Raw genomic sequence first — 11,228 nt, forward strand, 5'->3', positions numbered from 1 at the left:
GCCGTGACTGAAGTGACCGACACGTACGACAAGGGGAAGGGACCCGTCGCCACCGGGTCCCCCTACGAGGCGATCCGGGCCGTCCCGGTGCGCCACTACGGCCGCTGGGTCAGCGCCGTCGTGGTGGTGGCGCTGCTGGTCTGGCTGGGCTACGCGTTCTCGCAGGGCAACATCCTGTGGGGCACGGTCGGGGACAAGCTCTTCGACCACACCGTGATCCAGGGCGTCTGGCACACCATCCTCATCTCGGTGTGCGCGATGGCCATGGGCCTGGTGCTGGGTGTGCTCTTCGCGGTCATGCGGCTGTCGAAGAACCCGGTGACCAGCGCGGTGTCGTGGCTGTACATCTGGTTCTTCCGCGGCACCCCGGTGTACGTGCAGCTGCTGATGTGGTTCAACCTCTCGTTGATCTTCCCGGTGATCAACCTGATGCCGCTGTACAAGAACGACACCGTCGCAGTGATGACGCCCTTCGTCGCGGCCCTGCTGGGCCTCGGGCTCAACGAGGGCGCGTACATGGCCGAGATCGTCCGGGCCGGCGTGCAGTCGGTGGACTACGGCCAGACCGAGGCGGCGCACGCGCTCGGCATGACCGGTCCGCGGACGATGCGGCGGATCGTGCTGCCGCAGGCGATGCGGGTGATCATCCCGCCGACCGGCAACGAGTTCATCAACATGCTCAAGACCTCGTCGCTGGTGTCGGTGGTGCAGTACACCGAACTGCTGCGGTCCACGTCGAACATCGGCAGCGACACCACGGCGATCATGGAGATGTACTTCGTGGCGTCGATCTGGTACCTCGTGCTGACCAGCGTCTTCAGCGTCGGCCAGTACTACGTGGAGCGCCGCTTCGCCCGCGGTTCGCTGCGTTCGCTGCCGCTCACCCCGTGGCAGAAGGTCCGGGCGAACCTGACCACCCTGCGCCGACCGAAGGTGGTGGCCTGAAGCGATGAGTGTCCAGCCGATGGTGAAGGCGGAAGCCGTTCACAAGTCCTTCGGGGCCGCGCACATCCTCAAGGGGGTCGACCTGGAGGTCGCACCGCGTGAGGTGTTCTGCCTGATCGGCCCGTCCGGGTCGGGCAAGTCCACGTTCCTGCGCTGCATCAACCACCTGGAGCAGATCAACGCCGGCCGGCTGTGGGTCGACGGCGAGCTGGTCGGCTACCGGCAGCGCGGCGACCGGCTGCACGAGCTGAAGGACCGCGAGGTCGCCGCCAAGCGCCGCGACATCGGGATGGTCTTCCAGCGGTTCAACCTGTTCCCGCACATGACGGCGCTGGAGAACGTCATGGAGGGGCCGGTCCAGGTCAAGCGGGAGAGCAAGGCCGTCGCCCGGGAACGGGCCAGGACCCTGCTCGACCGGGTGGGCCTGGGGGAGAAGGCGGGCAACTACCCCTCGCAGCTCTCCGGCGGTCAGCAGCAGCGGGTGGCCATCGCGCGGGCGCTGGCCATGGAGCCCAAGCTGATGCTCTTCGACGAGCCCACCTCGGCGCTCGACCCGGAGCTGGTCGGCGACGTGCTCGACGTCATGCGCGGGCTCGCCGAGGACGGTATGACGATGATCGTGGTGACGCACGAGATGGGGTTCGCCCGCGAGGTGGGGGACGCGCTGGTCTTCATGGACGACGGTGTCGTCGTGGAGTCCGGCCACCCGCGCGACGTGCTGGGCAATCCGCAGCACGAGCGCACGAAGTCCTTCCTATCAAAGGTACTGTGACACCTCGTCAGCGAACAAGGGGGTGCGGGCCGGCTGCCCGCACCCCCTCGTGCGTCCTTCCCGCGGACGTCTCCCGGGCCGGGTTCCGCTCAGCGCAGGGCCAGGACCAGCGCGTCCGACGGGGAGCTCCAGACCGTGCGGGCCTCGCCGAAGCCGGCGTCCACCAGGGCGGCGGCGTGCCACGCCGCGGACGGGGTGTCGCCGTCGGCGTGCTCGCCGTAGATCCGGAACCGCTCGGCGGTCGGCGCGGCGAGCGCCGGGTCGGCGGCGGCCAGTTGCCACCAGGCCTGCCAGTCGAGCACGCCGGCCGCCTTCTCCCGGTCCATCCGGGCGTGCCGCAGCGCCCGCTCGGCGGCGTTGATCCGGGGGGTCGCGGGGTCCGGCATGTGGTCGGCGTTCAGGAACACCCCGCCGGGCCGCACCAGACCGGCGAGCTGCCCGTAGAGCACCCGCAGGTCGTCGGAGCGCAGCCAGTGCAGGGCGGTGGCGGTGAGCACCGCGTCGTACGCGGTGTGCGGCAGCAGGGCCGGCCAGCCGGGGTCCTTGAGGTCGGCGGTGACCAGGGTCACCCGCGGGTCGTCGCGGAAGTATCCACCGGCGATGGTGAGCAGCGCCGGGTCCAGGTCGACGCCGGTACTGGTGGCGTCGGGGAACCGGGCGAGGAGGCGGTCGGTGATACTTCCGGTACCGCAGGCGAGGTCCAGCACCCTGGGCGCGGGGCCCGCGGTCGCCTCGACCATGTCGAGCATCACCCGGAAGCGCTCCTCCCGGTCGGGCATGTACCACTCCTGCTGGCGGTCCCAGCTCTCCTGCCACGCCCGCCAGTCGGCCGCAGACACCGCGGATTCCATGACACGCTCCGATCTGTAATACCCTGTAAGCACGTTCAGCCATTACCGAGCCTAGACCGCTCAGCGTAAGGACTTCAAGTGGAACTGGCCTATTACTCGGACTACGCGGTGCGTCTCGTCAACAGCGAGGAGCCCGAGCGGGGCACCGACGGCCTCACGTCGCTCGAGGCCGCCCGGGAGCTGTTCGGCGCCAGCACGCATCTGGCCTCCCGCGCGGCGGAGGCCGACGTCGCCCGGCTGCGCGCGGTGCGCGTCCGCCTGCGGGGCGTCTTCGAGGCCGCCGACGAGGGCGACGAGGTCCGCGCGGTGGACCTGCTGAACGCGCTGATGCTCGAGTTCCCGGTGAGCCCGCAGATCTCCGGCCACGACACCCTGGACGACGCCACCGGCCGGCCGGACTGGCACATGCACCTGGCCGACCACTCGGCCACCGCCGGCGCCGCCTACTCCGCCATCGCCTGCATGGGCCTGGCCTTCCAGCTCACCACGCTGGGCGTGGACCGGCTGGGCATCTGTGAAGCGGCGCCGTGCCGCAACGCCTACGTCGACACATCGACAAACCGGTCGCGCAGGTACTGCTCCGACCGCTGTGCGACACGGGCGAACGTCGCGGCCTACCGGGCCCGCAAACGCCTGGAGAACGAGCGGTCCGCCCTCAGCGGCCGCACGCAGGACGCCGCCCAGGAGGCCAGCCCCGCCACCCCGGTGACCGAGCGCTGAACCTTCTGCGGCGGCCGGAAGCGCGCGCGGGCCCGGGCCAGCACCAGCTCGTCCGGCACCGTGCCGAACTCCCGGCTGTCGTTCTCCACGAACGCGTTGTCACCCATCACCCACCAGCCGCCCTCGCGCCGTTCCACGGCACGCTTGACGATCAGCAGGTCCTGCTGCAGCGGGTGCCGCAGCACCACGACGTCACCCTCACGTACCAGCTCGGCACCGCTGCTGACCTTCTGGATCAGCAGCCAGTCCCCGTGCAGCAGCGTGGGCGCCATCGATGGGCCGGTGACCTCGACCAGTTGCCACGACAACCTGCCCCCCGCCTGCTCGCGCATCGTCCGCCTCCCGGTTCGTTCCTCCACCGCCCCCAGGGTGACACCAGACTTTTGGCCTAAGCCACCTGGGGCACCCGAGAAAACGACTCCTCCAGGGAGTAATGTCCCACCTGAAAGACGATCACGAGGAAGGACAGCCATGTTCACTCGCCTGTTCGCGCCCAAGGTGAAGGTAAGCGCCCACTGCGACCTGCCCTGCGGCGTGTACGACCCGGCCCAGGCCCGTATCGAGGCCGAGTCCGTCAAGGCGGTCCAGGAGAAGTACCAGGCCAACGAGGACGCGGACTTCCGCACCCGGGCGGTGCTCATCAAGGAGCAGCGTGCGGAGCTCGCCAAGCACCACGTCTCGGTGCTCTGGAGCGACTACTTCAAGGCCCCGCACTTCGAGAAGTACCCGCAGCTGCACCAGCTGGTCAACGACACCCTCAAGGCGCTCAGCGCCGCCAAGGCGTCGAACGACCCGGCGACCGGCCAGAAGGCGCTGGACCTGATCGCCGAGATCGACAAGATCTTCTGGGAGACCAAGAAGGCCTGACCCGGCCTGTACCGGTCGTGCACGGGTCCTCCACCGGGCCCGCACCGCCCCGAGGCGTGCGCACTGCCACGCAGCGGGGCGGTCATGCGTTCCGGGGGCGGCCGCGGGCGGTGCGCGTCACACCGCGCGGCGGTTCCGCGGTCACCGGCGGCGGTCGTAGGGTCGGGCCATGTTTGCTGCCTACGCCGCGCGCATCGATGCCGAGCAACCGCTGAACGGGCTGGAGTTGGGGGAACGGCCGGCGCCGAGCGCCCGCGACGGCTGGTCCACCGTGACCGTACGGGCGGCCTCGCTCAACCACCACGACCTGTGGTCCCTCAAGGGCGTCGGACTGGGCGAGGAGAGCCTGCCGATGATCCTGGGCTGCGACGCGGCCGGGATCGACCAGGACGGCAACGAGGTCGTCCTGCACTCGGTGATCGGCCAGAGCGGGCACGGCGTCGGGCCGGACGAGAAGCGGTCCATCCTCACCGAGCGGTACCAGGGCACCTTCGCCGAGCAGGTCACCGTGCCGACCTGGAACCTGCTGCCCAAGCCGAAGGAGCTCAGCTTCGAGGAGGCCGCCTGCCTGCCCACCGCCTGGCTGACCGCCTACCGGATGCTGTTCACCAACGCGGGCGTGCGGCCCGGCGACTCCGTCCTGGTCCAGGGCGCCGGCGGCGGCGTCGCCACGGCCGCCATCGTGCTGGCCCGGGCCGGCGGCCTGCGGGTCTACGCCACCAGCCGGGACGCGGCCAAGCGGAAGCGGGCCGAGGAGCTGGGGGCGCACGGCGTCTTCGAGCCGGGCGCGCGACTGCCCGAGCGGGTGGACGCGGTGATCGAGACGGTCGGCGCCGCCACCTGGTCGCACTCGGTGAAGTCGCTGCGGCCGGGCGGCACGCTGGTGATCTCCGGTGCCACCAGCGGCCCGAACCCCCGGTCGGCCGAACTGACCCGGATCTTCTTCCTGGAGCTCAGGGTCGTCGGCTCGACCATGGGCGGCAAGGACGAACTCCAGGATCTGCTGTCGTTCTGCGCGGTCACCGGGGTGCGCCCGGTGATCGACTCCGTGCTGCCGCTGGACCGCGCCCGCGAGGGGTTCGAACGCCTCGCCGCCGGTGAGGTGTTCGGCAAGATCGTGCTGACGCCGTGACGCCGTGACGCCGTGACGCCGTGACGCCGTGACGCCGTGACGCCGTGACGCCCCGCGCGGGCACGGGGGACGGCCGCGGCTACCGCGGTCCGTCGGGCCGCTTGCCGCCGTGCAGGGCCGCCGTGATGTGCGCGGCGGCCGTCGACAGGTGGCGGCGCACCTCGCGCAGCTGGCCGTCGTCGACGCCGCGGTCCCGGGCGGTGTCGCGGACGTCGTCGCGGAAGCGGTCCAGCAGGCGTTCCAGGTCCCGCAGCGGGTTCTCCGAGACGGGGCTGACATCGGCGTCGTCGTCGGCGGCGTCGGCGGTGTCCCGGGCTGCGGTGTCCCCGGCTGCGGTGCCCTCGGCCGCGGTGTGCCCGGCCGGGTCCTCGCCGGCCGCCCCGCCGGAGGCGTCCCGCCCCGGGTGGACGGTGGCCGTGGCCTCGCCCCAGGCCGTGGTCGGCACGTCCGTGCCGTTGGTCCTGCCGGACTCGGGACCCGTGCCGAACCGGCCGAGTTCGCGGGTCAGTTCGGCCAGGCCCTCGCGCAGTCCGGTCTGCCAGTCCCCGGCCCGGGTGTGCGACTGGACCTGCTCCTGCACCTGGCGGGCGATCCGCTGGACCTCGTCGCGGGCGCTGTCCATCGCGTCCCGGGCGGCCTTCGCCTGACGGCGGGCGTCGCGGGCCTCCTCCTTGGCGCGGCGGCTCTCCTCCTTCGCCCTGTGGGCCTGCTCCTTCCACGCCTGCCGTGCGGTGCGCTCGGCGTCGGGGTGCGGGCTGCGGGCCTGCTGGGCGGCCGCGCGGACCTCGCGGCGCAGGTCGCCCGCGGCGCCCCGGACGTCCTCGCGGATCTCGGCGGCCAGCGCGGAGACCGACTCGCGGATCTCCGCCTCCAGCCCGGCGATGTCGTCGGCCCGCTCGGCGAGTTCGGCGCGTCCGGCCTCGGTGAGGGAGTAGACCTTGCGGCCGCCCTCGGTGGAGTGGGTGACCAGGCCCTCCTTCTCCAGCTTGGCCAGCCGCGGGTACACGGTGCCGGCCGAGGGCGCGTACAGGCCCTGGAAGCGCTCTTCCAGCAGCCGGATCACCTCGTAGCCGTGGCGGGGCGACTCGTCCAGCAGCTTCAGCAGGTACAGGCGCAGGCGGCCGTGGGCGAAGACGGGGGCCATGTCAGGCGTCCTTCCGCAGCGAGGGGCCGTCGGCGGCCGCATCCTCCAGGGGCGGCCGGCGCAACAGGGCCAGGGCGCCGGAGACCGTGGTGGCCCGCAGCCGGGCGCTGCCCCGGCCGAGCCGCCCGCTGATCTTCTTGGGACCCCAGCCGGAGACCTGCAGCTCGTCGAAGGCGCAGGAGACGTGGCCGCTGGTGGTGCCCGCCTCGACGTCCGCGTCACCCGGCTCGGGGATGCGGATGGCGAGGTCGCCGGAGACCGTGCTCAGCCGGACGTCCGCGCCGGCCGACGGGTCCAGGTCGAGGACCATGTTGCCGTTGACCGAGTCCGCGGTGACCGTGGAGCCGCTGCCCTCGACCACGGTGAGGTCGCCGGAGACGGTGCCGAAGGCCAGCTCACCGGAGAGGGACTGGGCCTCGACGCTGCCGGAGACCGTGGTGGCGCGCACCGGGCCGGTCAGCCCGACCAGCGTGCAGTCGCCGTTGACGCTCTGCACGGTGGTGGACCCGGACACCCCGGAGACCACCGCGCCGGCGCCGACCACGCCGACCTGCACCCGCGTGCGCTCGGGGACGGCCAGCGAGATCACCGCGTGCCGCTTCCAGCCCTTGCGGTCGAGCCACTTGAGCAGCCCCTTCCAGGGCAGGTCCTCATAGGCGACGGTGAGTTCCGAGCCCGAGAGCCGGATCGTCAGGGGCGGGCCGTCGATCTCGGTGACCTCCACCCGGGCCGGGCCGACGTCGGTTCCGACCACGTTGACGGTGCCGTTGACGATCCTCACGCTGAGGGCGTCCACGGTCTCGTCGAACACGAAGGTCTCGGGACCGGTGACGGTGCGCTCCGCCGTGCCGCTCATACTGCCCCTCCCGGGTGCTCGCGAACGCAACATATCGCGTCCTCCGGGAGACACGATATATCGCGTGACGCGTAAGTCAAGCGGTGCTCACTCGTCGTCCCCGTCACCGTCCTCGTCGTCGTCCAGCCGGGCCAGCCAGGTGGCCAGCCGCTCCACCGGGATCTCGAACTCGGGGTTGAGGTCGACGAACTCACGCAGCCGGTCGGCGAGCCAGTCGAAACTGACCTCCTCCTCGCCGCGCCGGTCGGCCAGCTCCTCGATGCCGCGGTCGGTGAAGTACACGGTGTGCTCCGGTAAGTAGTCGCATCGGATGGTCGGGACGGATGGCCGGGACAGCCGGCCCGGGACGGGCCGGGGCCCCGTACCGCGACGGTACGGGGCCCCGGACGGTGGTGCTGAGCGGGTGGTGCCGGAGAGACCGGTCAGATCTCGAAGACTTCCCTGACCAGCTCCTCCTGCTGCGCCTGGTGCCGCTTCGCGGAACCCACGGCGGGGGAGGACGACGCCGGACGCGACACCCGGCGCAGCCGGTCCGCGTTGTCCGGAGCCGCGCCCAGCAGCAGGTCCAGGTGGTCGATCAGGTTGAGCGCGATGAACGGCCAGGCACCCTGGTTCGCCGGCTCCTCCTGGGCCCACACGAACTTCTGCGCCTTGACGTACGGCGCCACCGCGGCCTGGATCTCCAGCGCCGGCAGCGGGTACAGCCGCTCGATGCGGATGAACGCCACGTCGTTCGCGCCGCGGCGCTCCCGCTCGGCGATCAGGTCGTAGTAGACCTTGCCGGTGCAGAAGACGACCTTGCGCACCGCGTCCGGGTCCACCGTGGTGTCGTTGATCACCGGCTGGAACTGCCCGGTCGTGAAGTCCTCGGCCTTCGACGCCGCGGCCTTGAGCCGGAGCATCGACTTCGGGGTGAAGACGATCAGCGGCTTGTGGTGCGGGTTGTGCACCTGCCAGCGCAGCAGGTGGAAGTAGTTCGCCGGGGTGGTCGGGAAGGCCACCGTCATGTTGTTCTGCGCGCACAGCTGCAGGAACCGCTCGATGCGGGCCGAGGAGTGGTCCGGGCCCTGGCCCTCGTAGCCGTGCGGCAGCAGCAGCGTGACGCCGGAGGTCTGGCCCCACTTCTGCTCGGCCGCCGAGATGTACTCGTCGACGATGGTCGAGGCGCCGTTGACGAAGTCGCCGAACTGGGCCTCCCACATCACCAGCGCGTCCGGGCGGGCCAGCGAGTAGCCGTACTCGAAGCCCATGGCCGCGTACTCGCTGAGCAGCGAGTCGTACACGTTGTAGCGCGCCTGGCCCTCGGACAGGTACAGCAGCGGGGTGTACTCCTCGCCGGTGTTCTGGTCCACCAGCACCGCGTGCCGCTGGCCGAAGGTGCCGCGGCGGGAGTCCTGGCCGGCCAGCCGGACGGTGGTGCCCTCCATCAGCAGCGAGCCGATGGCGAGCGTCTCGCCCATGCCCCAGTCGATCGTGCCGTCGCTCACCGACGCCGCGCGGCGCTGCAGCTGCGGGAGCAGCCGCGGGTGGACGGTGATGTTGTCCGGGATGTTCACCTGCGACTCGGCGATCCGCTTGACCACCTCGGCGCTCACCGCGGTCGGCACCGCCACCGGGAACTGCGACTGGTCCAGCTCCGGCACCGCCGGCGACGGCGCCGCGGAGGCCTCGCGGACCTCGGCGAACACCTTCTCCAGCTGGCCCTGGAAGTCCTGCAGCGCCTGCTCGGCCTCTTCCAGCGTGATGTCGCCCCGGCCGATCAGCGACTCGGTGTAGAGCTTGCGCACCGAGCGCTTCTTGTCGATCAGGTTGTACATCAGCGGGTTGGTGAACTGCGGGTTGTCGCCCTCGTTGTGGCCGCGGCGGCGGTAGCAGATCACGTCGATGACGACGTCCTTGTTGAACGCCTGGCGGAACTCGAAGGCGAGCCGGCCCACGCGGACCACGGCCTCCGGGTCGTCGCCGTTGACGTGGATGATCGGCGCCTCGATCATGCGGGCCACGTCGGTGGCGTACATCGAGGAGCGGGACGCCTCCGGGGCGGCGGTGTAGCCGACCTGGTTGTTGATCACCACGTGCACGGTGCCGCCGGTGCGGTAGCCGCGCAGCTGGGACATGTTGAGCGTCTCGGCCACCACGCCCTGGCCGGCGAAGGCCGCGTCGCCGTGCAGCGCCACCGGCAGCACCGTGAAGTCGGTGCCGGCCTTGTTGATGACGTCCTGCCGGGCGCGGGCGATGCCCTCGATGACCGGGTCGACGGTCTCCAGGTGCGAGGGGTTGGCGGCCAGCGAGACCTTGACCTGCTCGCCGTCGAGCCCGGTGAAGGTGCCCTCGGCGCCCAGGTGGTACTTCACGTCGCCGGAGCCGTGCATCGACTTCGGGTCGAGGTTGCCCTCGAACTCACGGAAGATCTGCGCGTACGACTTGCCGACGATGTTGGCCAGCACGTTCAGCCGGCCGCGGTGCGCCATGCCGATGACGACCTCGTCCAGGCGGGACTCGGCGGCCGCGTCCAGGACCGCGTCCAGCAGCGGGATGACGGACTCGCCGCCCTCCAGCGAGAAGCGCTTCTGGCCGACGTACTTGGTCTGCAGGAACGTCTCGAACGCCTCGGCCGCGTTCAGCCGGCGCAGGATGCGCAGCTGCTCCTCGCGCTCGGGCTTGGCGTGCGGGCGCTCGATGCGGTCCTGGATCCACTTGCGCTGCTTGGGGTCCTGGATGTGCATGTACTCGACGCCGACGGTCCGGCAGTACGAGTCGCGCAGCACGCCGAGGATGTCGCGCAGCTTCATCAGGGTCTTGCCCGCGAAACCGCCGACCGCGAACTCGCGCTCCAGGTCCCACAGGGTCAGGCCGTGCTCCAGCACGTCCAGGTCCGGGTGCTTGCGCTGGCGGTACTCCAGCGGGTCGGTGTCGGCCATCAGGTGGCCGCGGACCCGGTAGGAGTGGATCAGCTCGAAGACCCGCGCGGCCTTGGTGACGTCGTCCTCGTGCGCGGTGTCGATGTCGGTGCGCCAGCGGACCGGCTCGTACGGGATGCGCAGCGCGGCGAAGATGTCGTCGAAGAAGTCGTTCTCGCCGAGCAGCAGCTGGTTCATGATCCGCAGGAACTCGCCGGAGGCGGCGCCCTGGATCACGCGGTGGTCGTAGGTGCTGGTCAGCGTCATGACCTTGGAGATGCCCAGGCGGTTCAGGGTGTCCTGCGAGGTGCCCTGGAACTCGGCCGGGTAGTCCATCGAGCCGACGCCGAGGATCATCGACTGGCCGGGCATCAGCCGCGGCACCGAGTGCACGGTGCCCAGGCCGCCGGGGTTGGTCAGCGACGCGGTGACGCCGGTGAAGTCGTCCATCGTCAGCTTGCCGGTGCGGGCCCGGCGGACGATGTCCTCGTAGGCCTGCCAGAACTCGAAGAAGTTCAGCGTCTCGGCCTGCTTGATCGCCGCGACGACGAGCTGCCGGTCGCCGTTGGGCTTCACCAGGTCGATGGCCAGGCCCAGGTTGACGTGGTCGGGCTTGACCAGGGTCGGCTTGCCGTCCTTCTCCGCGTACGACCAGTTCATCGACGGCATGGCCTTGAGGGCCTGCACCATCGCGTAGCCGATCAGGTGGGTGAAGGAGATCTTCCCGCCGCGGGCCCGCTTGAGGTGGTTGTTGATGACGATGCGGTTGTCGAACAGCAGCTTCACCGGGATGGCGCGCACCGACGTGGCGGTGGGCAGCTCCAGGGAGGCGCTCATGTTCTTGGCGACCGCGGCGGCCGGGCCGCGCAGTGTCACGAACTCGGGCCCGGCGCCGGCGGGCGCCTCGGGGGCCTTGGCCGCCGGCTTCGCGGCGGGCTGGGCGGCCGGCTTGGCGGCGCCGTTCACGGGGGCCGGGGCGGCCGGAGCCGGAGCCGGAGCGGGGGCCGCGGGCGCCGCCGGAGCGGGCGCGGCGGCGGCCGG

Annotated in this window: 11 protein-coding genes; 5 read left to right on the forward strand and 6 right to left on the reverse strand. The window is 71.1% G+C overall.

The window, feature by feature from the left end; genetic code table 11:
- Positions 1-12: 12 nt before the first annotated feature.
- Together K7862_RS29500 and K7862_RS29505 are read left to right on the forward strand one after the other, a co-directional pair.
- On the forward strand, positions 13-945 hold the full coding sequence (locus tag K7862_RS29500) for an amino acid ABC transporter permease (protein WP_308012255.1): 933 nt from the start codon (positions 13-15) through the stop codon (positions 943-945).
- Positions 946-949: 4 nt separating this feature from the next.
- A complete protein-coding gene (locus tag K7862_RS29505) occupies positions 950-1,717 on the forward strand; it encodes an amino acid ABC transporter ATP-binding protein (protein ID WP_272493243.1) in 768 nt (255 codons plus the stop codon).
- Between the two features lie 89 nt (positions 1,718-1,806).
- On the opposite strand, the gene K7862_RS29510 is transcribed toward K7862_RS29505, so the two are convergent.
- The gene (locus K7862_RS29510) at positions 1,807-2,568 is read right to left on the reverse strand and encodes a class I SAM-dependent methyltransferase (RefSeq protein WP_222967782.1); all 762 of its coding nucleotides are present in this window, start codon (positions 2,566-2,568) and stop codon (positions 1,807-1,809) included.
- Between the two features lie 78 nt (positions 2,569-2,646).
- Between K7862_RS29510 and K7862_RS29515 the strand changes: the two genes are divergently transcribed.
- Entirely contained in the window at positions 2,647-3,288 is a 642-nt protein-coding gene (locus K7862_RS29515; protein WP_222967784.1) for a CGNR zinc finger domain-containing protein, read from the forward strand.
- Here K7862_RS29515 and sodX read toward each other — a convergent pair.
- On the reverse strand, positions 3,183-3,620 hold the full coding sequence (sodX, locus tag K7862_RS29520) for a nickel-type superoxide dismutase maturation protease (RefSeq protein WP_222967786.1): 438 nt from the start codon (positions 3,618-3,620) through the stop codon (positions 3,183-3,185). The two genes, K7862_RS29515 and sodX, sit on opposite strands and share 106 nt — an antisense overlap.
- 139 nt (positions 3,621-3,759) lie before the next feature.
- Between sodX and sodN the strand changes: the two genes are divergently transcribed.
- Both sodN and K7862_RS29530 read left to right on the forward strand, forming a co-directional pair.
- Entirely contained in the window at positions 3,760-4,155 is a 396-nt protein-coding gene (gene sodN / locus K7862_RS29525) for a superoxide dismutase, Ni (protein ID WP_069465350.1), read from the forward strand.
- Between the two features lie 169 nt (positions 4,156-4,324).
- Positions 4,325-5,287, forward strand: a complete 963-nt coding sequence (locus tag K7862_RS29530; RefSeq protein ID WP_222967788.1) for a zinc-binding dehydrogenase — start codon at positions 4,325-4,327, stop codon at positions 5,285-5,287.
- 79 nt (positions 5,288-5,366) lie between these two features.
- Here the strand turns inward: K7862_RS29530 and K7862_RS29535 are convergent, their stop codons facing one another.
- The 4 genes from K7862_RS29535 to K7862_RS29550 form a co-directional block, all read right to left on the reverse strand.
- Entirely contained in the window at positions 5,367-6,431 is a 1,065-nt protein-coding gene (locus K7862_RS29535) for a PadR family transcriptional regulator (protein WP_222967790.1), read from the reverse strand.
- A gap of 1 nt (position 6,432) precedes the next feature.
- A complete protein-coding gene (locus tag K7862_RS29540; RefSeq protein ID WP_222967792.1) occupies positions 6,433-7,287 on the reverse strand; it encodes a DUF4097 family beta strand repeat-containing protein in 855 nt (284 codons plus the stop codon).
- 87 nt (positions 7,288-7,374) lie between these two features.
- Entirely contained in the window at positions 7,375-7,569 is a 195-nt protein-coding gene (locus tag K7862_RS29545) for a DUF6104 family protein (protein WP_222967794.1), read from the reverse strand.
- Positions 7,570-7,709: 140 nt separating this feature from the next.
- Positions 7,710-11,228: multifunctional oxoglutarate decarboxylase/oxoglutarate dehydrogenase thiamine pyrophosphate-binding subunit/dihydrolipoyllysine-residue succinyltransferase subunit (locus K7862_RS29550; RefSeq protein ID WP_222967796.1), on the reverse strand; the 3,519-nt coding region annotated here is incomplete at its 5' end.

Origin of the sequence: Actinacidiphila acidipaludis, from assembly GCF_019890725.1 — a bacterium.
In the GTDB taxonomy this organism is placed as follows: domain Bacteria; phylum Actinomycetota; class Actinomycetes; order Streptomycetales; family Streptomycetaceae; genus Actinacidiphila; species Actinacidiphila acidipaludis.

Coding starts and splice junctions, on each gene's coding strand:
- K7862_RS29510 (WP_222967782.1), bottom strand. CDS start 2,568: ATGGAATCCGCGGTGTCTGCGGCCGACTGGCGGGCGTGGCAGGAGAGC.
- K7862_RS29540 (WP_222967792.1), bottom strand. CDS start 7,287: ATGAGCGGCACGGCGGAGCGCACCGTCACCGGTCCCGAGACCTTCGTG.
- sodX (WP_222967786.1), bottom strand. CDS start 3,620: ATGCGCGAGCAGGCGGGGGGCAGGTTGTCGTGGCAACTGGTCGAGGTC.
- sodN (WP_069465350.1), top strand. CDS start 3,760: ATGTTCACTCGCCTGTTCGCGCCCAAGGTGAAGGTAAGCGCCCACTGC.
- K7862_RS29535 (WP_222967790.1), bottom strand. CDS start 6,431: ATGGCCCCCGTCTTCGCCCACGGCCGCCTGCGCCTGTACCTGCTGAAG.
- K7862_RS29530 (WP_222967788.1), top strand. CDS start 4,325: ATGTTTGCTGCCTACGCCGCGCGCATCGATGCCGAGCAACCGCTGAAC.
- K7862_RS29505 (WP_272493243.1), top strand. CDS start 950: ATGAGTGTCCAGCCGATGGTGAAGGCGGAAGCCGTTCACAAGTCCTTC.